22 protein-coding genes and 1 pseudogene are annotated in these 22,536 nt (G+C 68.4%); 12 read left to right on the top strand and 11 right to left on the bottom strand.

The window, feature by feature from the left end; translation table 11 throughout:
• The 4 genes and pseudogenes from AX708_RS03945 to AX708_RS19695 all read right to left on the bottom strand — a co-directional run.
• Positions 1-469: pseudogene (locus AX708_RS03945) on the bottom strand (hypothetical protein); the annotation flags it as partial.
• 125 nt (positions 470-594) lie between these two features.
• Entirely contained in the window at positions 595-1,572 is a 978-nt protein-coding gene (locus tag AX708_RS03940; protein WP_066530598.1) for a helix-turn-helix domain-containing protein, read from the bottom strand.
• A gap of 147 nt (positions 1,573-1,719) precedes the next feature.
• Positions 1,720-3,990: a phosphoenolpyruvate--protein phosphotransferase gene (gene ptsP, locus AX708_RS03935; protein ID WP_066530597.1), complete on the bottom strand. Its 2,271-nt coding sequence runs from the start codon at positions 3,988-3,990 to the stop codon at positions 1,720-1,722.
• Between the two features lie 92 nt (positions 3,991-4,082).
• Entirely contained in the window at positions 4,083-4,250 is a 168-nt protein-coding gene (locus AX708_RS19695) for a YdcH family protein (RefSeq protein ID WP_082745609.1), read from the bottom strand.
• A gap of 271 nt (positions 4,251-4,521) precedes the next feature.
• Here AX708_RS19695 and AX708_RS03930 point away from each other — a divergent pair, with 271 nt between their 5' ends.
• Positions 4,522-4,731, top strand: a complete 210-nt coding sequence (locus AX708_RS03930; RefSeq protein ID WP_066530596.1) for a DUF465 domain-containing protein — start codon at positions 4,522-4,524, stop codon at positions 4,729-4,731.
• A 185-nt stretch (positions 4,732-4,916) separates the two neighbouring features.
• A complete protein-coding gene (locus tag AX708_RS03925) occupies positions 4,917-5,378 on the top strand; it encodes a DUF1465 family protein (protein WP_066530594.1) in 462 nt (153 codons plus the stop codon).
• Between the two features lie 4 nt (positions 5,379-5,382).
• On the opposite strand, the gene glpK is transcribed toward AX708_RS03925, so the two are convergent.
• Positions 5,383-6,855 (bottom strand): glycerol kinase GlpK, encoded by a 1,473-nt coding sequence (gene glpK, locus AX708_RS03920; RefSeq protein ID WP_066530592.1) that lies wholly within the window; start codon positions 6,853-6,855, stop codon positions 5,383-5,385.
• A gap of 191 nt (positions 6,856-7,046) precedes the next feature.
• On the opposite strand from glpK, the gene AX708_RS03915 reads away from it, so the two are divergent.
• The 4 genes from AX708_RS03915 to AX708_RS03900 all read left to right on the top strand — a co-directional run bounded on the left by AX708_RS03915 (position 7,047) and on the right by AX708_RS03900 (position 10,448).
• On the top strand, positions 7,047-7,925 hold the full coding sequence (locus AX708_RS03915) for an MBL fold metallo-hydrolase (protein ID WP_066530587.1): 879 nt from the start codon (positions 7,047-7,049) through the stop codon (positions 7,923-7,925).
• A 72-nt stretch (positions 7,926-7,997) separates the two neighbouring features.
• Positions 7,998-8,771 (top strand): hypothetical protein, encoded by a 774-nt coding sequence (locus tag AX708_RS03910; protein ID WP_066530585.1) that lies wholly within the window; start codon positions 7,998-8,000, stop codon positions 8,769-8,771.
• A 69-nt stretch (positions 8,772-8,840) separates the two neighbouring features.
• Positions 8,841-9,842 carry a quinolinate synthase NadA gene (gene nadA / locus AX708_RS03905; protein WP_066530582.1) on the top strand — a complete coding sequence of 334 codons (1,002 nt, stop codon included), beginning with the start codon at positions 8,841-8,843 and terminating at the stop codon, positions 9,840-9,842.
• Positions 9,843-9,845: 3 nt separating this feature from the next.
• On the top strand, positions 9,846-10,448 hold the full coding sequence (locus AX708_RS03900; protein ID WP_066530578.1) for a hypothetical protein: 603 nt from the start codon (positions 9,846-9,848) through the stop codon (positions 10,446-10,448).
• Here AX708_RS03900 and AX708_RS03895 read toward each other — a convergent pair.
• The gene (locus AX708_RS03895) at positions 10,445-11,338 is read right to left on the bottom strand and encodes a DMT family transporter (protein ID WP_066530575.1); all 894 of its coding nucleotides are present in this window, start codon (positions 11,336-11,338) and stop codon (positions 10,445-10,447) included. The two genes, AX708_RS03900 and AX708_RS03895, sit on opposite strands and share 4 nt — an antisense overlap.
• A 70-nt stretch (positions 11,339-11,408) precedes the next feature.
• Between AX708_RS03895 and AX708_RS03890 the strand changes: the two genes are divergently transcribed.
• Positions 11,409-12,521: an alkene reductase gene (locus AX708_RS03890; RefSeq protein ID WP_066530572.1), complete on the top strand. Its 1,113-nt coding sequence runs from the start codon at positions 11,409-11,411 to the stop codon at positions 12,519-12,521.
• A gap of 197 nt (positions 12,522-12,718) precedes the next feature.
• Here the strand turns inward: AX708_RS03890 and AX708_RS03885 are convergent, their stop codons facing one another.
• Positions 12,719-13,021: a hypothetical protein gene (locus AX708_RS03885; RefSeq protein WP_067489542.1), complete on the bottom strand. Its 303-nt coding sequence runs from the start codon at positions 13,019-13,021 to the stop codon at positions 12,719-12,721.
• Complete coding sequence (lipB, locus tag AX708_RS03880) at positions 13,018-13,707, bottom strand: lipoyl(octanoyl) transferase LipB (protein WP_066530567.1); 690 nt, start codon at positions 13,705-13,707, stop codon at positions 13,018-13,020. Before lipB ends, AX708_RS03885 begins: the two co-directional genes overlap by 4 nt.
• Before the next feature lie 104 nt (positions 13,708-13,811).
• Here lipB and AX708_RS03875 point away from each other — a divergent pair, with 104 nt between their 5' ends.
• Complete coding sequence (locus AX708_RS03875; RefSeq protein ID WP_066530563.1) at positions 13,812-14,663, top strand: glycerophosphoryl diester phosphodiesterase membrane domain-containing protein; 852 nt, start codon at positions 13,812-13,814, stop codon at positions 14,661-14,663.
• Between the two features lie 9 nt (positions 14,664-14,672).
• A complete protein-coding gene (locus AX708_RS03870) occupies positions 14,673-16,055 on the top strand; it encodes an MFS transporter (protein ID WP_066530561.1) in 1,383 nt (460 codons plus the stop codon).
• 160 nt (positions 16,056-16,215) lie between these two features.
• Here the strand turns inward: AX708_RS03870 and AX708_RS03865 are convergent, their stop codons facing one another.
• The 3 genes from AX708_RS03865 to AX708_RS03855 all read right to left on the bottom strand — a co-directional run bounded on the left by AX708_RS03865 (position 16,216) and on the right by AX708_RS03855 (position 18,072).
• Positions 16,216-16,560: an ArsC/Spx/MgsR family protein gene (locus AX708_RS03865; RefSeq protein WP_066530608.1), complete on the bottom strand. Its 345-nt coding sequence runs from the start codon at positions 16,558-16,560 to the stop codon at positions 16,216-16,218.
• Positions 16,561-16,570: 10 nt separating this feature from the next.
• Positions 16,571-17,119, bottom strand: coding sequence for a (2Fe-2S)-binding protein (locus AX708_RS03860; protein ID WP_066530559.1), 549 nt, complete (start codon positions 17,117-17,119; stop codon positions 16,571-16,573).
• A gap of 188 nt (positions 17,120-17,307) precedes the next feature.
• Complete coding sequence (locus AX708_RS03855) at positions 17,308-18,072, bottom strand: class II aldolase/adducin family protein (RefSeq protein ID WP_066530556.1); 765 nt, start codon at positions 18,070-18,072, stop codon at positions 17,308-17,310.
• Between the two features lie 95 nt (positions 18,073-18,167).
• On the opposite strand from AX708_RS03855, the gene AX708_RS03850 reads away from it, so the two are divergent.
• From AX708_RS03850 to AX708_RS03840, 3 genes are all read left to right on the top strand, one after another.
• Positions 18,168-19,541 (top strand): MATE family efflux transporter, encoded by a 1,374-nt coding sequence (locus tag AX708_RS03850; protein ID WP_066530548.1) that lies wholly within the window; start codon positions 18,168-18,170, stop codon positions 19,539-19,541.
• A 64-nt stretch (positions 19,542-19,605) separates the two neighbouring features.
• Entirely contained in the window at positions 19,606-22,044 is a 2,439-nt protein-coding gene (locus tag AX708_RS03845; protein WP_066530547.1) for a chemotaxis protein CheA, read from the top strand.
• Positions 22,041-22,493 (top strand): chemotaxis protein CheW, encoded by a 453-nt coding sequence (locus tag AX708_RS03840; RefSeq protein ID WP_066530544.1) that lies wholly within the window; start codon positions 22,041-22,043, stop codon positions 22,491-22,493. Before AX708_RS03845 ends, AX708_RS03840 begins: the two co-directional genes overlap by 4 nt.
• Positions 22,494-22,536: the final 43 nt, after the last annotated feature.

The raw sequence follows: 22,536 nt of genomic DNA, 5'->3' as shown, positions 1-22,536 counted from the left end.
TCGCCGGACCGGTGGCGGTGGCAGGTTGCGTCTCAGGCAGCGGCGTGTTGGCGGCGGTCTCGAGCGCGGCGAGCCGCAGTTCGAGCTGGGCGAGCGCATTCGCCTGCTCCTCGGTGCGCGCGGTCAGGCGCTGGAGCTGGGCTTCGAGCGTGTCGATCCGCACGAGGATGTCGGTCACCGCCCCCGCCGCCGGAGCGCTGCCGGTGGTGGTGGGCGCAGGGGTCTGCGCGGTGCCTTGCGTTCCGGGTGCGATCTGCGGTTCGAAGAACTTGCCGTCCCCGCCGGGGAAGACCTTGCGCTGGAGGGCGCGGACCTCGGCCTCGATCTTCTTCAATCGGGCTTCGGCAGCGGCCGGGCTTTCCTGCGCGGCGGCAGGCAGTGCAGCAAGGCCCAGCGCGCCCGCCGCCGAGGCACCGATCAGCGCAGCTCCGGCGAGGCGCAAGGAGAGGGTGTGGGTGCGGATGGTCATGGCGCGTCAGGTTCCCTGGCTTGTCGCTCCCCGTGGTGGCGGGGAGCACATGAACGTTGTCCGAATCTTGCCGCGCGCGGCGCCGCAAGTCGAGACTGCGCCGCCCCTAATCAACGGGAAAAGGGTTAACGCCCGGCGGGCGCGGCGGGCTCAGCCGCCGGTGCCGGCGCGTTTGCAGGCGCAGTGGCAGCGCTCTCGCCTGCCTCGGCGGGTGGATTGCTGGCGGACGACGGGGCAGGCTGGCGGCGGCGTGCCGGTCGCGGCGCGCTGGCGGCACTGGCGGCGGTTGCGGCAGGGGTCGGCGCCGGGGTCGCCGTGCCGCGCGCAGCCAACGCCGCGGCCGAAACCGGCACGCCCGAAATCGTCACCGGCGTCTCGGAGAGCTTGGCCACCGGCTGCCCGCCAATCGTCACCGAAAGGGCATCGGGCCGCCCGGTGTTGATGCGCGGGTCCTTCGCCGCCACCGGCACCTCGATCGTCTCGCCGAGCTTCAGCGTGCGCTCGGTCAGCCGCTCGCCGCCCTCTTCGTAGAGCCGCACCCAGATCCCGTCCTCGAGCGCGGTCAGCACCACCGGACCGCTCGGCGCGGGTGCGGCGGCGGCAGGTGCGGCGGGCTTGGCCGCCACCGTTGCCGCCGGCTCGGGCGTCAGCAGCGAACCCGGTCCGGTGCCCGCGCCGAAATAGTTGCTGGCAAAGGCGAAGATCCCGACCGCGAGGATCAGCACCGCCCCCGCCGCTGCCCAGGCAAGCCCGGCCGAAGGCAAGCGCGCCGGATCGCCCGGCTCCATCGCGTCCGCAGGCACGGTGCGGCGCATCGACCCGTCGGAGAGCTCGGCGCGCACAGCCTCGGCGATCACCGCGTCGTCGAGCCCGACCGCCTTGGCATAGGTGCGGGCAAAACCGATGGCGTAGGTGCGCGAGGGAAGGTTCTCGAAACTGTCCGTCTCGATCGCTTCCAGATGGCGCACGGGAATGCGGGTTTCGGCGGCGATATGCGCCAGCTCCAGCCGCCTCGCCTCGCGGGCGGCGCGCAGCGTGGCGCCCGGGCCTGAAATGACGGGCTGGGGCGCGTCGGGGGCGCTGCTGAATTCTTCGCTGTCCATGTGACCCGGGTCCCGCGCCTTCTTGCCGAGGCGTTGCGTGAGAGTTGAGATGTTGCTTGCGGCCGGAATCACCCGCTCGGGCGCGTCCTGTCAAGCGCTGCCATAGCATGCTGCCGCGCCGCCGCCACGCTTCTCCGCAATCAGGCCCTAATCATACTCGATATCGCGCGCATCGGCCCAGGCGGCGAGCTCTTCGCGCAAGGAGTGCTGCGGGCTGGTGAGCCAGCCGTTCATCGCCGCGGTCAGCTCGGCGAGGTCGACCTTGCGCACCAGCTCCTTGATCGGGCCGACCGCGGCCGGCGTGATCGAGAGGCGGCGATAGCCGATGCCGAGCAGCGCCAGCGCTTCGAGCCGCCGCCCGCCCATTTCGCCGCACACGCCGATATCGACCCCGCTGCCGATGCTCGATTGCATGACGCGGCGCAGGAACCTGAGGATCGAGGGGCTGAGCCAGTCGTAGCGTTCGGCGAGCTTGGGATTGGCGCGGTCGGCGGCGAACAGGAACTGGGTGAGGTCATTCGTGCCGATCGACAGGAAGGACAGGCGCGGCAGCAGCATGTCGAGCACCTCGGCCAAGGCGGGCACTTCAAGCATCGCGCCGAAATTGATCCGCTCGGGCAGCAGCTTCTTTTGTGCGCGCAGGAAGGCGAGCTGTTCGTCGAACACCTGCTTGGCGGCATCGAACTCCCACGGCTCGGAGACCATCGGGAACATCACATAGAGCGAGCGGCCGGCAGCGGCTTCCAGCAAGGAGCGCGCCTGGATCTTCATCAACCCTTCGCGTTCCAGTGCCAGCCGCAGCGCACGCCAGCCCATCGCCGGGTTCTCGTCCTGCGCGGCGATCTCGGACGCAAGATAGGGCACCGACTTGTCGCCGCCGATATCGACCGTGCGGAAGATCACCGGCTTGTCTCCGGCCGCATCGAGGACGTCGCGGTAGAGCCGGGTCTGGCGCTCGCGCTGCGGGAGGGTGGCCGAGACGAGGAACTGGAACTCGGTGCGGAACAGCCCCACGCCGTCCGCGCCGGTGAGGCCCAGCGCGCTCATGTCATCGCGCAGGCCGGCGTTCATCATCACCTGGATGCGCGTGCCGCAGCGGGTGAAGGGCTCGACATCGCGCAGGGACGCATAGGCAGCCTGCTTCTCGCGGCTCTTGGCAAAACGCGCGTGGAAGGCTTCGGCGACCTGAGGCAGGGGGCGGACGGTGGCACTGCCTGCCGTTGCATCGAGCAGGATCTCGTCGCCTTCGCGGATGGTGGTGCGAACGCCTTTCGTGCGTCCGATGACGGGCACGTTCATCGCCCGCGCGACGATCACGACGTGGGCGGTGAGCGAGCCCTCTTCCAGAATGACGCCCTTCAGCCGCCGCTTGTCGTATTCGAGCAGTTCGGCCGGGCCCAAGTTCCTCGCGATCAGGATCGAATCCTTGCGCAGACCTTGGCTGGCCGCAGTGCCGAACCGGCCCGCCACGATCCGGAGCAGGCGGTTCGCCAGATCCTCCAGATCGTGCATGCGGTCGGCGAGCAGCGGATCGTCGATCTCGCGCATCCGCATGCGGGTGTGCTGCTGGACGCGCTCGATCGCGGCTTCGGCGGTGAGGCCGCTGTCGATCGCCTCGTTGATGCGCCGCGACCAGCCTTCATCGTAGGCGAACATCTTGTAGGTCTCGAGCACCTCCTCGTGCTCGCCGCCCACGCCGAATTCGGCCTGGCTTGCAAGACTGTCGATCTGCTCGCGCATCCGGTCGAAGGCGCGGTAGACGCGCTGGCGCTCGGCCTCGATGTCATCGGCCATCACCTGGGTGATCTCGACGCGCGGCTGGTGATAGACGGCGACCCCCGCGCCCAGCCCCTTGACCAGCGTCAGGCCGGAAAGCTGCTGCGGCCCGGATTGTTCGGCGGTGAGGCCGAGGGCCTGTTCCTCGTCGATCAGTTCGGCATTGGCGATCATCTCCGAGAGCACCATGGCGGTGGTCTGGAGCGCCTCGATCTCGATATCCTCGTAGCGGCGCGGCTCGACATGCTGGACGCACAGCACCCCCACCGCGCGCTCGCGGTAGACGATGGGAACCCCGGCAAAGGAGTGGAACTTCTCCTCGCCGGTTTCGGGGCGGTACTGGAAGTCCGGGTGCGCCTTGGCCTCCGCGAGGTTCAGCGTCTCGACCTTCTGCGCGATCGCGCCGGTCAGCCCTTCGCCGATCGCCATGCGAGTGACGTGCACCGCGCTCTGGTTGAGCCCGCGCGTCGCGAAGAGTTCGAGCATCCCTTCGCGCAACAGATAGATCGAGCAGACTTCGCTCGAGAGGCACTCGCCGATGATCTCGACCACCTGATCAAGCTTGCCCTGCGCGTGCAGGCGCGAGGCCATCACCTCGGTCAGGCGGGTCAGGATCTGGCGGGCGGCAGCAGCGGCGGTCATCGGGGTCAAGATGTATGCGACCCGCGCGGCAAATGCAAAAGTGGGCTTTGCCGATTATCGCGCCTTTCCGCTACGCCGCCCCCCTGCGCGCGTCAGACGCCGGCAATTTCCTCTTTCAATCGCAGCTTCTGCTTTTTCAGGGCCTGGATCGTTGCGGTGTCGGGCGCGGGCCGGGCCATCTCGTCGCGGATGCGGGCTTCGAGGCCGGCATGCTTGGTCTGAAGGGCGGTGAGGTGCGAAGACACTGCGGTCGATGCCATATGGCGTTCTCCTGTCGAAGCGGGGGGATGCCCCCGGGCAGGCGACTCGGCATGCGAAGCGGCCGAGCCGCAGGTTCGAAAGAACCACAGGAAGGCTAGCTTGCAAAGTCCTGACCAATCCTTACGCGGCACATACGGGGCGGCGTGCGACGAGCCGAGTGCGGCTGGCGGTGCGAAGCCTCTACCCAAAGCCTGCGGGAACGCGTAGCGCGTCGCTGCATTTTCGCGGGACACAAACCGCGCGGGGCCAGGAAGGGATCAGGGGCGTTACATGACCGAGCAGGAGCTCAGGAAAAAGCTCGAATTGCTCAAGACCGAGCACCGCGATCTCGACGCCGCGATCGCCGCGCTGACCGATGCGGCGCGCGGTTCGGCCTCGGCCGACATGCTCCAGATCGCGCGGCTGAAGAAGCGCAAGCTGCGTCTGAAGGACCAGATCGCGATCATCGAGGACACGCTGCTGCCGGATATCATCGCGTAGCTTGTTTTGCAGTCGCGCTCACGCGCAACGCAGACCACCCGCCCCGCATCCCGCCGCGCAAAACACACACCTCATCCTTACCCACCCGTTAAATCTGTTCCCGGAAGGGACGGATGCGAAAATTGCTTGGAAAGTAACCATACCAATATGGCGGGCTGGCCCGCACAGGCGTAGGGTCCCGCCCCATGGTTCGCACCACCAACCTTTCGCGCCCGATCATCGAGGCGCTCTACTCCGAGGCGCTGATCCTTGCCGATGACGTGCGCGCGGTGTTCGCCGCCGGCGTACGCGAGCCGCTGACGGGGGAGGACGCCTTGGTGCGTCTCGCGCTCTCGACCGAGGGGCTCAAGACCACCACGCGGATGATGCATATCCTCGCCTGGCTGCTCAACCAGCGCGCGCTGTTCTCGGGCGAGCTTTCGGAAAACCAGGTCCGCCTCCACGGCGCGCTCCCGCCCGACCGCGCGTCGGACGAGGCGCAGCTCGCGCTGCTCGAGCCCGAGACCCGCGAATTGATCGCCGACACCGAGAAGCTCCACCAGCGCATCGCCCGCCTCGACGAGGCATGGCGCGGGCACTTCGAGATGGCGTCGCCCGCACGTGCCTTTCAGGACCGGATCGGGCGCGAGCTGGGTCGCTTCGGGTAAGCGGTTACGAGGCCGCAAGGGCCTTGCGCCACGCCGCCAGCCGCGCGTCGCGCACATCATCCGCCATCGCCGGTTCGAAGGTCGAAAGCCGCCCGCGCATCGCCTGGGCAGCCGCGTTCAGATCGGGATAAAGCCCCGCCCCCGCCGCCGCCAGCATCGCTGCGCCCAAAGCCGTCGTCTCGACGAAGCCGGGGCGCTCGACCGTCACCCCCAGCATGTCGGCAAGGTCCTGCGCCATCCAGTCGTTGGCGGACATGCCGCCGTCGATCCGCAGGGTGTGCCACGGCGCGCCGTCGGCGGTGAAGGCGGCGCACAGGTCGTGCGTCTGGTGCGCCATCGCCTCGAGCGCAGCGCGGGCGAGCTCGGCCTTGCCGCTGGAGAAGCTGAGCCCCGCGATCACGCCCCGCGCCTCGGCCCGCCAGTGCGGCGCGCCGAGGCCGGCGAGCGCAGGCACGATCACCACGCCCCCGCTGTCGGGGATCGAGCGCGCCAGCGCCTCGGTCTCGGAGGCGACCTCGACGATCCCGAGCGAATCGCGCAGCCACTGGACAAGGCTTCCCGCAACGAACACCGATCCTTCGATGGCATAGGTGCGCTGGCCCTCGAGCTGGGTTAGCACCGTGCCGAGCAGACGGTTGGTCGAGCGCGGGATGCGGCTCCCCTGACAGGTCAGCACGAAGGCGCCGGTGCCGTAGGTCGCCTTGGTCTCGCCCGGCGCGAGGCACCCCTGCCCCACGGTCGCGGCCTGCTGGTCGCCCGCGAGGCCGGTGATCGGGATCGCGCGGCCGAACAGCGATGCATCGGTCATCGCGAGCGGCCCCGAGGTGTCGACCACCCCCGGCAGCGCCGCGCGCGGCACGCCGAACAGATCGCACAGCCCCTCGTCGAACTGCGTGTCCTCGAGCCCCATCAAGAGCGTGCGGCTGGCGTTGGAGGCATCGGTGATGTGCGCTGCGCCGCCGGTGAGCTTGTAGACCAGCCAGCTCTCGACCGTCCCGAAGGCAAGCGTGCCCTTCTCCGCCGCCGCGCGCACTTGCGCCACGTTGTCGAGCATCCAGCGCATCTTGGTGCCCGAGAAATAGGGATCGAGCAGCAGCCCGGTGCGCTCCTGCACGCCGGCCTCGTGGCCCGCCTCGCGCAGCGTGGCACAGAAGGGCTCGGTGCGGCGGTCCTGCCAGACGATGGCGTTGGTGAGCGGCTCTCCGGTGGAGCGGTCCCACGCCACCACGGTCTCGCGCTGGTTGGTGATGCCGATGGCGGCGATCATCGCCGCCCCGCCCGCCTTGGGGACGATGTTCTGCGCACAGGCGAGTGTCTTGTCCCAGATCTCGCGCGGATCATGCTCGACCCAGCCGCTCTGCGGGTAGTGCTGCGTCAGCGGCTCCTGCGCGCTGGCGACCAGCACGCCATCGGAGGCGAACAGCATCGCGCGGGTGGAGGTCGTGCCTTCATCGAGCACGAGGATGTAATCGGACATGAAGCTCTCCCGTTTGCCGCTTCCTAGCCGGAGCACGCGCGGGAAGTCGAGATGTCGCGCGGGCCCACCCCTAACCCCTCCCGCAAGCGGGAGGGGGGCCGGTAGCGCAAACAACTCCCCTCCCGCTTGCGGGAGGGGCAGGGGTGGGCAAGTCCCTTGCTCTCCGCACACCGGAAGCCCATGTGTCCTTCATGGTCACCATCCCCGAAAAACCCTGGCCCACCGGCCTTGCCGAGGACGTCGAGCCGCTGGTCAGGCGCGTGCTCGCCCCCAACCCCTCGCCCTATACCTTCACCGGCACCCAGACCTATGTGGTGGGGATGGCCGATGGCCCCGACTGCGCGGTGATCGACCCGGGGCCGGACGAGGCCGCGCACATCGCCGCGATCCTTGCCGCGGTGGGATCCCGAAAAATCCTCGCGATCATGTGCACCCACACCCACCGCGACCATTCGCCCGCCGCTGCGCCCCTCGCCGCGCTTACGGCTGCGCCCATCGTCGGCTGCGCGCCCCTGATGCTGCAAGTCGCCGGCCCCCGCTCCGACGAGGCCTTCGACCCGACCTACGCCCCCGACCGCGTGCTTGTGGATGGCGAGGGGATGCGCGGCACCGGCTGGACGCTCACTGCCGTCGCCACGCCGGGGCACACCTCTAACCACCTGTGCTTCGCGCTCGAAGAGAGCGGCGCCCTCTTCACCGGCGACCATGTCATGGGCTGGTCGACCAGCGTCGTCATCCCGCCCGATGGCGACATGGGCGACTACATGGCGAGCCTCGAGAAGCTGATGGCGCGCGATGACGCGCGCTATCACTCGGCCCATGGCGCGGCGATCGAGAAGCCGAAGCAACTGGTGCGCGGCATGATCGGCCATCGCCGCCAGCGCGAGGCGCAGATTCTGCGCCTGCTGGGCGAGGCCGCGCGTCCCGTAAGCGGCTTCATTCCCGAGATGTACAAGGGCCTCGACACGCGCCTGATCGGGGCGGCAGAGATGAGCGTCACCGCGCATCTGATCGACCTCGAGAAGCGCGGCCTCGCGGCCTGCGACGGCGAGGTCTGGCGGGTCGTCTAGCAACGCCGCTTGCGCGCCCGCGCGATCCGTGGGTAAACCCGCCCCCGGGGACGCTTGGGAGGGGGATCTTTCATGGCAACGGTAGCATCACCGCGCGCCGCGCCGGCAGGCGATACGCGCTTCTTCATGGTCATGGCGCTCGTCATGTGCGCCGCGACAGTATCGGGCTTCGTGCTCAACCTCGCGCTCGGCCGGTCGAGCTTTGCCGAGCCGGTGACGGTCCATGCCCACGGCATCATCTTCATGGCGTGGCTCGGGCTCTATGCGGCGCAAGCGATCAGCATTGCGAGCGGCAATGTCGCGCTGCACCGCCAGCTGGGGCGCGCGGCCTATGTCCTCATCCCGGTGATGATGATCGCGGGCACGGCGGTGATGGTACACTCGGCACAGGCGCGCGGAGGGCCGTTCTTCTTTGCGGTCAACGAATTCGTGATCAGCAATGCGATGGGGCTCTATTGCTTCGGGGGGCTTGCCCTGTGGGCGCTGAGGGTGCGGCGGCATCAGGGCTGGCACCGGCGGCTGATGCTGGTGGCGATGAGCATCCTGACGGGGCCGGGCCTCGGGCGGATCATCCCTGCGCCGCTGCTGATCCCCTATGCCTGGCCGATCTCGATCGCGGTGACATGGATTTTTCCGCTGATCGGGATGTGGGCCGACTGGCGCGCGCATGGCCGCGTCCATCCGGCCTATTGGTGGGGCATGGGAATCAATGTCGGGGTCTTCGCGGTCTCGATGATGCTCGCCTATTCGCCCATCGGCTATGCCTTCACCGAATGGCTGATCGCGGGCACGGCGGGGGCCGAGCGGCCAATGGCGCCCTTCCTGCCGCCGGGCTTCGGCGGCTGACGGTTTTCGCTCGATAATCGCTCGCCAGCGCCTATATCGGCGGCTCTTGAGTTTACGGGGAACCCGACCATGAGCCTGCTGACCCGCAACCCCACCGGCGCCGACCTGCTCGCCGAGATCGACCGCCTCCGCAAGGAGAAGAACGCGGTGATCCTCGCGCATTATTACCAGACGCCCGACATCCAGGACATCGCCGACTTCGTGGGCGACAGCCTCGAATTGTCGCGCAAGGCTGCCGCCACGGACGCGGACGTGATCGCCTTCTGCGGGGTCAAATTCATGGCCGATACCGCCAAGATCCTCTCGCCCCAGAAGACCGTGATCCTGCCCGACATGGACGCCGGGTGCAGCCTCGAGGACTCTTGCCCGCCCGAGAAGTTCCGCGCCTTCCGCGAAGCCCACCCCGATCACATCGCGCTGACCTACATCAACTGTTCGACCGAGGTGAAGGCGCTCTCGGACGTGATCGTGACCAGCTCCAGCGCCGAGACGATCCTCGCGCAAATCCCCCCCGAGCAAAAAATCATCTTCGGCCCCGACCGGCACCTCGGCGGCTATCTCAGCCGCAAGTTCAACCGCGAGATGCTGCTGTGGCCCGGCGTGTGCATCGTCCACGAGGCCTTTTCCGAGACCGAGCTGCTCAAGCTCAAGGAGCAACACCCCGGCGCGCCCATCGCTGCGCACCCCGAATGCCCGCCGACGATCATCGACCACGCGGATTACGTGGGCTCGACCAGCGGCATCCTGAGCTTCGCCAAGACCTTCCCCGGCGACACCCTGATCGTCGCGACCGAACCGCACATCATCCACCAGATGCAGAAGGCGCTGCCCGAAAAGACCTTCATCGGCGCGCCGGGGGCGGACGGGAACTGCTCGTGCAACATCTGCCCCTACATGGCGCTGAACACGATGGAGAAGCTCTACGTGGCGCTGCGCGATTTGTCGCCGCAGGTGGAGATCGAAGAAGGTATCCGCCTGAAGGCGAAGCGCAGCCTCGACCGGATGCTCGAGATGGCGAGCGGGACTGTGGGCATGGGGGATTTGGGGAGGGTGCGGTTTAGCGGGGATTGAAAGATGGCGATATCTGACGAGCCAATCGAAACTGACGAACAGCTTCGGGTCGCAGTTCGCGAGGCGAGCACCCTCATCCAGATGTCACATGATTTTGTGAAGGCAAACCCTCAGCATTCTGACATTCTGAAGCTGCGATTTCCGCGAGGGTTTCTTCCAACAGCGGCGAAGCACCGTCAGAAATTGGCATTCATTGAGGACGCAACGCTTAAGGCCAATCTGAGCTACGCGCTTATGACGCATGATGTGCTTCGATGGCTATTTGTCCACACCGACTTAAGTGGGCAAGCACAAGAGATGCTCATCAAGGAAGCCGTCTGCCTTGTGGGCAACATCTGCGAAAGCTTATCGCTTCGTCCAAACCATCAGGGTTTAGGGCGCAAAACCTCATTCAAGAACCGGGTCGCTAGGTATCTAGAACTCCAAGTAATTGATCAAAAGGTTCACGATCAACTCGTTTGGCTTTGGGATAAGAGGAATCAAGAGCACTTAGCGGACGTCCCCTTCAAAGAGTGGTCGCACTATTCGAGAGCCGATTGGGTAAAGTCCATCAAGGCCTACAAAGGGTTTAGAGATGCTTTGATGGCCGAGTACGCGATAGCCTAACCCTTCGCCCGCGCCACTGCCAGCGCCGCGCCGACCAGCACCATGCCGGCAATATCCAGCCCCGACAAGACCTCGCCGAACACCGCCCAGCCGTAGATCGAGGCGACCACCGGCTGCGTCAGCAGGGCGAGGCCCACCACCAGCGGCGGGAAATATTTGAGCGCGAACACCATCAACCCCTGCCCCAGCAATTGGCTGAGCACGAACAGCCCGACAATCGGCCCCCACGCATGCGGCCACACCGGCTCGCCCAGCGCGAGGGCAATGACCAGCAGCACCGGCGCGCCGAAGATGCTCACCCACACCAAGAGGCTCCACGACCCGAAGGCCCCGCGCGCGTTCTGGAGCGTCAGCAAATAGACAGCGTAGAGCAAACCCGCCGCCACGCTGAACAGGTCGCCCACCAGCGTCTCGTGACTGATTTCGAGGCTGCGCCCCATCAGGATCGCCGCGCCGCCGAGGGCAAAGACAATCGCCAGCGCCTCCAGCCGCCCCGGCACCACGCGGTGGACGATGAAGCCCCAGAACAGCAGCACGATCGACCCGGCATTGCCGAACAACGTCGCATTGCCGATCCGCGTCATCGCGATGCCGATGTGCCAGCTGGCGAGGTCCAACGCGAAGGTCACCGCCCCCAGCGCCACGAGCGCCAGCGTCCCCGTCGGGATACCCGTCAGCCGCTGACGGTTCGCCCTTGCGAGCAGCACCATTAAAGGCAGCGCCAGGAACAGCCGCCAGAAGCCCGCCGCGACCGGCCCCGTGTCGGCCACCCGCACGAACCACGGCCCGATCGCGAGTGCGACATTGCCGCCGAGCAGCGCGGCGAGCAGGAGCCAGCGCGGCGGCGCATGCGCAGCAACTTCTTCTTGGGGCCCATCCTCATTTTCCATGCTTGCGCCCTAGCCCCGCTGCCCCCAAGTGGATAGCCAATCGCAACTGGTCCGAAAGGATTACCCACACATGCACGACGCTCTGTTCCAGCCGCTCCAGATGGGCGCGCTCCATGCCAAGAACCGCATCCACATGGCCCCGCTCACCCGCGGGCGCGCGGCCGAGCCGATGTTCGTCCCCAATGAGCTCATGGCGACCTATTACCGCCAGCGCGCCGGCGCGGGCATGATCCTCACCGAAGCGACCGGCATCAGCCGCGAGGGCCTCGGCTGGCCGAGCGCGCCCGGCATCTGGTCGGACGAGCAGACCGAGGCGTGGAAGGCCACCACCAAGGCGGTGCACGAGGAAGGCGGCCTCATCGTCATGCAGCTGTGGCACATGGGCCGCATCGTCCACCCGGTGTTCCTCGACGGCCAGCCGCCCTTCTCGGCGAGCGCCACGCAGGCTCCGGGCGAGGCCCACACGCCGACCGGCAAGCAGCCCTATGCCGTCGCCCGCGAGATGACCCACGAGGACATCAAGCGCACCATCGCCGACTACCGCCGCGCTGCCGAAAACGCCAAGAAGGCAGGCTTTGACGGGGTGCAGCTCCACGGCGCCAATGGCTATCTCGTCGACCAGTTCCTGCGCGACAAGACCAACCTCAGGACCGACGAATATGGCGGCTCGCCCGAGAACCGCACCCGCTTCATGCGCGAGGTGCTCGAGGCGCTGATCGACGTGTGGGGCGCGGATCGCGTCGGCATCCGCCTCTCGCCCAACGGCGATTCGCAAGGCACCGACGACAGCAACCCGGCTGCGACCTTCGGCGCGGCGGCCAAGGTGTGCGAGGAACTCGGCCTCGCTTTCGTCGAACTACGCGAGCCCGGGCCAGAGGGCACCTTCGGCCGGACCGACGTGCCCAAGCAGAGCCCGCTGATCCGCCAGATCTACACCGGAAAGCTGATCCTCAATTCGGACTACACCGCCGAGGAAGCGGTCGCGGACGTCGAAAGCGGCAAGTGCGACGCGGTGAGCTTCGGGCGGCCCTATATCTCCAACCCCGATCTCGACAAGCGCATCGCGGCGGGCGCCCACTGGAACCCCAACAAGGACGTGCCCAAGAGCTGGTACTTCCCGATTCCGCAGGGCTACACCGACTACCCGACGCTCGCGGAAGAACAGGCCGAAGCGGCGGAGTGAATTGGCACCCCGGCAGTGTCCGCTTTCGGGCGCTGCCGGGCCAGGAGCCGCCGTGCGGTGATCGCCCCAGCCTTTCCTTCTCCGTCACCCCAGCGAAAGCTGGGGCCTCGGGCCTCTTGATGCGGTGACTGCCGCCCTAGGTCCCAGCTTTCGCTGGGATGACGAAAAGCGGCAGCTTCCCGCCCAATTTCGGACAGCTATTCGGCCGGAGCCGGTGCCGCAGGCGCGGCCGGAGCGTCCGCCGGGGCAGGTGCGCCCTCGATGCCTTCCATAGGGGTGACTTCGGGCTGCTCGGCATCGATGTTCTCGCCCTCGGCCTGCACCTGTCGCGGGGCGAGGGGGGCTTGCGAATCAAGTTGTTCGAGCGGGATCATCGCGTCCGAGATCGATCCGGGGAGCACCTCGCCCGAGGCCGCGCCGCCCTGCTCGGCGGGGGCGGTGGCCTGCTGCTCGCAGGCGGCGAGCGCAAGCGGCAGTGCGAGGAGAAGAGCGCGTTTCATCGGCACGCCCTTTTGGCGGCGGCATCCAAGGCGTCAAGGAAATCCGCGCCGCATGCGATCAGCGCCTCGTCCCATTCCTCCGCCGAGACCGTCAGCCCCAGCCGCGCGAGGCTGGTGACGCCGTATTCGGCGATGCCGCAAGGCACGATCCCGCCGAAGTGCGACAGGTCGGGGTCGAGGTTGACCGAGAAGCCGTGCATCGTCACCCAGCGCCGCACGCGCACGCCGATCGCGCCGATCTTGGCTTCGGTGCCGTCGATGTCGCGGGTCCAGATACCGACGCGGCCCTCGGCCCGCCAGCTCTCGACGCCGAAGGTCTTGAGCGTGGCGATCACCCAGCCCTCGATCGCGTGGACGAAGCAGCGCACGTCTTTGCCCCGTTCCGCGAGGTTAAGCACGAGATAGCCGATGCGCTGGCCCGGCCCGTGATAGGTATAGCGCCCGCCGCGCCCCGCCTCGACCACCTCGAAGCGCGGATCGACCAGTTCGGCCGGGTCCGCGCTGGTGCCGGCGGTGTAGACCGGGGGATGTTCGAGCAGCCAGACGAGCTCGGCCGCGCGGCCCTCGAAGACCGCGGCGTTCCGCGCCTCCATCTCGGCCAGCGCGGCGGCATAGGGCACCTGCGCGACCTCGCGCCGCCACTCGATAGGAAATGCGCCGCCAGCGGCTGGAGCAATGCTTGCCATGGCGCAGCGGTGGGGGCATTGAGCGGCGAGATCAAGAGGCGATTGCACGCGGGCGCGCTCCGCGGGCGGCGCCCGGCGCACTCCATGGGATCGGAACCGCACCAATGACCAACCGCAAGCTAGACATGGGCAAGGCCTGGACCCAGACGACGGCCCTCATCGGCAGCAATCGCGACACGATCAGCGCGATCGCCGGGCTGTTCTTCTTCCTGCCGTCCTTCGCCTCGGCGCTGCTGGTGCCCGAGCTCGCCAACCCGCCCCAGCCCTCCGGGCCCGCGGGCGCCGACCCTGCCGTGGCGATGCGGGCGCTGGCCGACCAGATGACCGCGCTCTACGCCGACAACTGGCCGCTGCTGGTGGGCCTCAGCATCGTCCAGTTCGTGGGTTCAATGAGCCTCTTCGCGCTGCTCACCGACCGCGGCCGCCCGACCGTGGGCGAGGCGCTGGGAATGGGGCTGCGCAGTATCCCGACCTATATCGCCGCCCAGCTGCTCACCGCGCTCGGCGCAGGGATCTCGATCGGTCTGCCGATCGGTCTCGCCGCAGCGCTGGCCCCGCCCGTCGTCGCCGTGCTCGTGCTGTTGGCAGGCGTCGTGGTGCTCGTCTACGTGTTCATGAAGTTCGCGCTGATCGCGCCGGTTATCGCCATCGAGGGCGAGCGCAATCCGGTCTCCGCGATCACCCGTTCGTGGCAGTTGACCAAGGGCAACAGCTTCCGGATCCTGCTCTTCCTGTTCCTGCTGATCTTCACCATCGGAATCATCATGGCGCTGGTAACGGGCACGCTCGGGCTCATCCTCTCGGCCTTCGGGGAGCCGGTCGCCACCATCGGCACGGATGTGGTGGGCGGCCTGGTCAATGCGCTCTTCACGGTCATCATCCTGGTCGTGACGGTCGCGATCCATCGCCAGCTGGCCGGCGCATCGCCCGAAGCCCTCGCCAGCGAGTTCGAGTAGACGCCCGCGATGGCCGGGACCGATCCCGACCTCGCGCGCTCGGCCCCGCCTGCCGCTGCCGCCGCTGCTCCGGACGAGGCCGCCGCGATCCCGCCATCGCGCATGGCGCTGCTGTTCATGGTGATGCTGGTAACGGCCGCCGGCAACACCGCGATGCAGTCGGTGATGCCTTCGATCGGCACCGCGCTGAAGGTCGCGGACGTGTGGATCAGCCTCGCCTACAGCTGGTCGGCGCTCCTGTGGGTGGTGTGCGCGCCGTTCTGGGCGCGGCGGTCGGACAAGCGGGGCAGGAAGGCGATGATGGCGCTGGGGCTGGCGGGCTTCATCACCTCCTTCGTGCTGTGCGGCGCTGCCTTGTGGGCGGGGCTGTCGGGCTTCATCACCGCCTTCTGGACGCTCATCCTGTTCGCCGCCGCACGCAGCCTCTACGGCGGCTTCGGCAGCGCAGCGCCCCCGGCGGTGCAGGCCTATGTCGCCTCGAGGACGCCGCGGGCCACCCGCACCCAGGCGCTCTCGCTGATCGCCTCGAGCTTCGGGCTCGGCACCGTCATCGGCCCGGCGCTGGCACCGCTCATGGTGGTGCCGTTCCTCGGCCTCGGGCTGACGGGACCGTTCCTGTGCTTCGCCGCCATCGGCGTCGTCGCGCTCGTCCTGCTGCGGCTGCGCCTGCCCGATGACGAGCCGCGCTTTGCCGCACGCGGCACGCCCGCCCCCTACGCCAGCGCCTCGGGCGCGCCTGCCGACCCCGGCGAGACGACCGAGGCCGAGGACGCCGCCGCAGCCGCCGACACCGACCCGCCCCGCCTCACCTGGCGCGACCCGCGCCTCAGGCCATGGGTCTTCGCCGGCCTCGTCGGCGGCCATGCGCAGGCGATGGTGCAGGGCATCGCCGGCTTCCTCGTCCTCGACCGCCTCGGCCTGCGCGAGACCCCGGACGCGGGCGCGGGCCCCATCGGGCTCGTCCTGATGAGCGGAGCGATCGCGACCCTGCTCGCGCAGTGGGGCCTGATCCCGCGCTTCGACCTCGGCCCGCGCGCCGCCACGCTGTGGGGCATCGCTGCCGCCGCGATCGGAACCGTCATCCTCGCGGTGGCGGGCGACCTGCACCTGATCGCGCTGGGCTATGCCATCGCCTCATTGGGCTTCGGCCTGTTCCGCCCCGGCACCACCGCGGGCACCTCGCTCGCCGTGACCCGCGCCGAGCAGGGGCAGGCCTCGGGGATCGTCGCCAGCCTCGCCGGAGCCTCCTACATCTACGCCCCCGCCTTGGGCGTGTGGCTCTACGGCCACTCCGACTGGCTCGGCTTCGGGCTTATCGTTGCCCTGTGCGCCGTGGTGCTGGTGCATGGATGGGTGAGCCTGCAAGCTGACAGGGACCTGACGCGTTCCTGATTTCGGGAGCGCCTCCGCGCTCCCGTCCTCGGTGAGTCTTTGTCGCCCTACCGCTTCGCTACTTGAGGGCGTGTTCCTCCACTTCGCTGCGCTGCGTTCCGGGCACCTGCGGGCGGCCGGTCGGCCTTGCGGTTGCTGCGCAACCGATGTCGTCTCCTACCTAGAGGATCTCGAGCACCACATCCTGAGGGCGACACAGCCGCACCCCCTTCTCGGTCTCCACCAGCGGCCGTTCGATCAGGATCGGGTCGGGGACCATCGCCGCCAGCACCGCCGCGTCATCGGCCGCGGGCAAGCCCCGCTCCGCCGCATCGGTGCCGCGCAGGCGCAACCCCTGCTGCGGCGTGATTCCGGCATCGCGGTAGAGCTGGGCGAGCTTCGCGGCAGTCGGCGGGTCCTTCAGATACTCGACCACCGTCAGTTCAACCCCCGAGAGGCTCTCGAGGATCGCCAGCGTCTTCCTCGAAGTGCCGCAGGCCGGGTTGTGCCAGATCGTCGCCTTCATCTTCGCCATTTCACTCATCCTCCGGCACTCGCAGCGCAGGGACGGCCTTGGCCGCATCCTCGGGCGCGATGCCCGGCGGAGGCGCCGCGCTCACCCGCTCCTGCCGCGCCGCCACCCGCGCGGCCTGCTCGATCACCTTGACGATTCGCGGATAGACCCCGCAGCGGCACAGGTTGGGCACCCCCGCCTCGATGTCCGCGGCCGTCGGCGCGGTGTTCCGCTGGAGCAGCGCGGCGAGCGCGATCACCATGCCCGGCGTGCAATAGCCGCACTGGATCGCCTGCTGCGCCACCATGGCCTGCTGCACGGGGTGCGAGCGGTCGCGGCTCAGCCCCTCGATCGTGGTGATCAGCCGCCCCTCGGCCTCTGCGAGCGTGATCGCGCAGGAGCGCAGCGCCACCCCGTCGACCAGCACCATGCACGCGCCCGAACACTCCGTCCCACCCCCGCAGGCCTTGGTGCCGGTGAGGTTCAGCGCCTCGCGCAGCGCGTAGAGCAGCGGCATGCGCGGATCGAGGTCGAACTGCACCGGCCGCTCGTTGACGGTCATGCGGCTCATCGCAGAGCCCCTTCAGCGCGGCTGTTGGAGACACATGAGACACTGTCCAGAGAGCGAAAACCGCCCCCCGCACGGGCCATGTCAAAGGCACGGAAAAGGAGGACGAAACGGGTCATGGGTTCGTCCATGCCAGCTTCGCCGCGTGTAGGAAACAGGCAGTTGCTCCAAGCGCCTCCCCCCTTCCGGGGTCAGCTGCGCCAGCTGTCGTCGATCTTGTCGATCCGGCGCTTCCACGCCTCGAAATCGAACAGCCCCGCGCCGCCCTGACCCTGCATCACCGAAAGGTCGCGCTGGTGCACGTCGACCACCTCCTGCGGCACGAGGATCGGATCGCCCATGCTGAGCGCCGCGACCTGGATCTCGCAGGCGCGCTGGAGCGCCCACATCTTGACGAACATCCCCTGGATTGTGCGGTCCATCACCACGGGGCCATGGTTGCGCAGCATCAGGATGGTGTGGTTGCCGAGGTTCTTGACCAGCCGCTCGCCTTCCTCGGGGCGCACCGTGACGCCCTCGAAATCGTGATAGCCGATCTGGCCCTGGAAATTGCAGGCGTAGAAATTGATCGGCAGCAGGCCGTCCTTATGGCTCGCAACGGCCATGGTCGCGGTGGTGTGGACGTGGCAGATCGCATCCGCCCGGCCGCCCAAGTGCTTGTGGAAATAGGCGTGCTGGGTGAAGCCCGCCTTGTTCACCATGTAGGGCGAGCCGCCCACGTTGTTGCCCTCGACATCGATCTTGACGAGGTTCGACGCGGTGACCTCGCTGTAGAGCAGCCCGAAGGGGTTGATCAGGAAGGTGTCGGTCTCCCCCGGCACCTTCAGCGAGATGTGGTTGTAGATCGATTCCGACCAGCCGAGGTGATCGAAGATCCGGTAGCAGGCGGCAAGGTCAAGGCGCGCCTGCCATTCCTCGGGGCTGCACTCGATTGTGGGCTTGAGCTGGGTTGCCATGGCGCGGTTCCTCTTCCGTCTTCGTTTGCCCCTGCTATCGCATGGCGAGGGAATGCTTTGCAAGCCGCGAGCGGCCCCGCTAGGCCCGCACAAGAATGTCTTCGGCTGCCCCTTCCTCCACCGCCAAACTGGTCACCGGCAGCATCCCGGGCCATCTGGTCGGCCAGACCCTGCCCGCGGTCATCGGCGTCGCCGCGATCATGTCGGTGGGGATCATCGATGCCTATTTCGTCGGCCAGCTGGGGGCTGCGCCGCTTGCCGCGATCAGCTTCATCTTCCCCGTCTCGGTCGCCTGCACCTCGCTGGGGGTGGGGGTGATGGTGGGAATCAATTCGGTGGTCGCCCGCGCGCTGGGTGAAGGGGACTTCGAAAAGGCCGCGCGGCGCGCCAATTTCGGGATCGTCTTCGCCTGCCTGTGCGGGGTGGTGATGGGCGCGATGCTGTGGCTCGCTAGCGATGCGATCTTCGCCGCGATGAATGCGCCCGCGCACCTCATGCCACTGATCCACGCCTACATGACGCCCTACGCCATGGCCTTCCCGCTGAGCCTCGCGATCATGGGCTTCAACGGGGTGCTGCGGGGGCAGGGCGAGGCGCGGCGCACCAGCACCGTCTCGATTGTTTTCGCCTCGGCCAACTGGGTGCTCAATCCGATCCTGATCACCGGGGCCTTGGGCTTCGAGGGTTTCGGCATCGCGGGCTCCGCCTATGCGACCGGCATCGGCTGGGCCATGGGGGTGGCCTGCGCCGTGTGGCTGCTGCGCGGCACGCCGCTGCCCTTGAACTTGGGCCTTCTGCGCAATTGCGACCTCCTCGATCCGGCGCGCGCGATCATCAAGGTCGGGCTGCCGGCGGCTTTCTCCAACGCGATCAATCCGCTCGGCCTTGCGGTGCTGACCGCGCTGGTCGCCCTCGAGGGCGAGGCGGCGGTCGCGGGGTTTGGCGCGGCCGGGCGCTTGCAGAGCCTCGTGCTGGTGCCGCTGCTGGGGCTTTCGGGCGCGATCGGGGCGATTGTCGGGCAGAACTGGGGCGCAGGGCGCGACGACCGCGCGGCCGAGGCAGTGCGCTATGCCTTCGGCTTCTGCATCGCCTGGGGGCTGCTGGTCGCGGGCACGATGATGGCGGCGGGCGCGAGCCTCGGGCGGATCTTCACCGACGATCCTGCCGTGGTCGCCGAGTTCGACCTCTATCTCAAGATCGCCGCCTGGGGCTATGCGGGCTTCGGGCTGCTGATCGTCGGCAACGGGATCATGAACGCGGTCGACCGGGCAAGCTTTGCCCTCGCGCAATCGGTGGCGCGGGTGTTTCTGGTGATGCTCCCGGCGGCGCTGGTGCTCCAGCCGCGGATGGGGAGCGCGGCCATCTACTCCGCAGAACTTGCCGCCAACCTGTTCGGCGCAGTCTCTGCGCTGGTGCTGGTGCGCTTCGTTTTCCTGCGCCACGCGCGCCTGCAGGCAGCCGCGCGCTAGGGGCTTGTTAACCAACCCTGCCGCATAGCCCTCGGCGCACACGCGAAAGAGGGCGCGCACACGCATGGACGACCTGCTGGCGGAATTCATCGCCGAGACCCGCGAGATGCTGGAGGCCACCGGCGGCGAACTTGTCGCCTGGGAAGCCGATCCGGCCGATCGCGCGCGGCTCGATGCGATCTTCCGCTTTGTCCACACGGTGAAGGGCAATTGCGGCTTCTTCGACTTCCCGCGCCTCGCCAGCCTCAGCCATGCCGCCGAGGACGCGCTGGCCGATTGCCGCGCCGGGCGCCGCGAGCCGGACCGGCACCTCGTCAGCGGGGTGCTCGCAATCATCGACCGCATCGCGGCGATGATCGACGCGATCGAAGCAGGCGAGGAATTTCCCGATGGCGGCGACGAAGCACTGATCGCCGCGCTCGACATCGCGAACGAGGTTCCCACCGGCGAGAATCCGGACGGCGGCGAGGCGGGGGCCGACCCCGCCCTCCACGCCGCTGCCCCCGCCCTGCCGGGCGCGGGCGAGGAGCAGACCGCGACCATCCGCCGTTCCGACCAGCGCACCATCCGCCTGCCCGTCGAACTGCTCGACCGGGTGATGAGCGGCGTCTCGGACATGGTGCTTGCCCGCAACGACCTTGCCCACCGCTTGCGCCAGGCGGGCAACCAGCCGACCATCGACGGCCCCTTCGAGCGCCTTACCACCATCCTCTCCGACGTGCGCGACGCGATCACGCGGATGCGGATGCAGCGGATCGAGACCCTGTTCGGCGCGCTGCCCCGCCTCGTGCGCGACCTTTCGGCGGAGCTCGGCAAGCAGGTGATGGTCGATCTCGACGGGGGCGATGTGGAACTCGACCGCGAGATGATCGAGACGATCCGCGATCCGCTCACCCACATCATCAGGAACGCCATCGACCACGGGATCGAGCGCCCCTCGGCCCGCCTTGCCGGGGGCAAGCGCGAGATCGGCCTCCTCGCCATCGCCGCGCGCCAATCGGGCAACACCATCTCGATCGTGCTCGCCGACGACGGGCGCGGGCTGGACGAGGAGCGCATCGCGGCGAAGGCGGTGGCGATGGGTCTCGTCGCCCCCGCCGACCGCGCAGGGCTTTCGCGCGACAAGATCCTCAATCTCATCTTCGAACCCGGCTTCTCCACCGCCGAGACCGTCAGCAACGTCTCGGGCCGCGGCGTCGGGCTCGATGTGGTGCGCCAGAACCTCGAGAAGGTCGGCGGCACGATCAAGGTCGCCAGCGTGCCGGGCGAAGGCACCACCTTCACGCTCCAGATCCCGCTGACGCTGAGCATCATCGCCGGGTTGACGGTCGAGGTCGCGGGACACCGCTTCGCGATCCCGCAGAGCTACGTCGAGGAAATCGTGCAGGGTTCGGCCCGGGCGCTCGATCTCACGCGGCTGGGCGAGACCGCGCTGGTCACCTTCCGCGGCGCGCGCGTCCCCTGCCTGATGCTGGGCGAGGTGCTGGGGCTTGCCGCCGTCGACACCGCCGCCGAGCCGACCCTCGTCATGCTGCGCCTCGCCAGCGGCGACCTCTTCGCGCTCGCGGTCGAGGGCATCCACAATCATGGCGATCTGGTGGTCAAGCCCCTCGCGCCCGCCGTGATGAAATCGGGGCTCTACGCCGGTTCGACCCTGCTCGACGATGGCACCCCGGTGCTGCTGCTCGACGTTGCCAACATTGCCGCGCAGCACCATCTCGTCTCCGACACCCGCACCCGCGTGCTCGGCCCGCAGGGCGATGCGGACGAAGCCGCCGCCGACACCGCGCCGCGCGCGATGCTGTTCACCGACTTCGCCGGACGGCGCTGCGCGGTGCGACTGGAGCTGGTGCAGCGCATCGAGACCGCGCCCGTCCATGCCATCGACCGTTCCGCCGCACGCCCGCGGGTGGTGATCGACGGCCTGATCCTCCCGCTCATCGGCTTGCCCGAAGGCCCGCTCACCCAGACCCGCGTGCGCCTGCTGCGCCTGTCGGACGGCGCCTGCGAGCTGCTCTATGCGGTGCGCGAGGTCGAGGACGCGGTGGAGCTCACCGAGGCGCTCGCCCCCGTGCCCGAAGACCCGCTCGCCGAGGCGATGACCCTGATCGGCGGCACGCCTGCCACCCTGATCGACGCGCACGAGCTCTTCGCCCGCCACGGCGAGGCACCGCAGGCCGCCCAGCGCCCGCGCTGCACCCTGCCCGACGGCGAATGGGCGCGCGCGATCCTCGCTCCCCTTGTCGCGAGCGCAGGCTACGACATCGTGGATCCCGCAGAAGCCGCAGAGGGCACCATCGGCATCCTGTTCGAGGATGTCTTCGAAGTCGCCGAAACGCTCGGCCGCCCGCTGCCTGCGCGCGTCATCCGCCTGCGCGACCAGCCCGATGCGCCCGCAGGCAGCGACACCATCTACCGCTACGACCGCGAGGGCCTGCTCGCCGCGCTCGCGGCGGCGGCTGCCGATGCCGCGCGCGCACCTGCCACGGGAGAGGCCGCATGACCGAAAAGCTGCTCGTCATCCTCCAGATCGCCGGGCGCCGCTGCGCGCTTTCGGCGCTCGACGTGCGCTCGGTGATCGAGACCGCCGCGATCACCCCTGTCCCCCGCGCGCCGGCATGGATCGCCGGCATCACCGCGCTGCGCAGCCAGGCGCTGACCGTGATCGACTGCCGCCGCGCGATCGGTCTGGCAGAGGGCGCCTGGCCGACCGACCACCGCGCCGCTGTGGTCACCGAAGGCGGCCACTCCTACGCGCTGCTGGTCGACGGGATCGAGGACATCACCACCGCCGTAGGCGAGGCCGGGCAGGTCCCCGGCGGCTTCGGCGCGGAATGGTCGCGCGTGGCGGTGGGCATGATCGAGACCATGGCCGGCCCTGCCCTGCTGATCGATCTTGCCGCTCTCATCGCCGGACCCGAGGCCCGCAATGAAATCGAGGCTGCGGCTTAATCCAATCCTTACCAAATGACCTTTAGTCTCGCGGCACCAACCG

The sequence above is a fragment of the Erythrobacter sp. CCH5-A1 genome, assembly GCF_001557115.1.
Lineage (GTDB): Bacteria > Pseudomonadota > Alphaproteobacteria > Sphingomonadales > Sphingomonadaceae > Erythrobacter.
The sequence above is the reverse complement of the archived record's forward strand: the minus strand, read 5'-3'. Positions and strand labels throughout refer to the sequence as shown.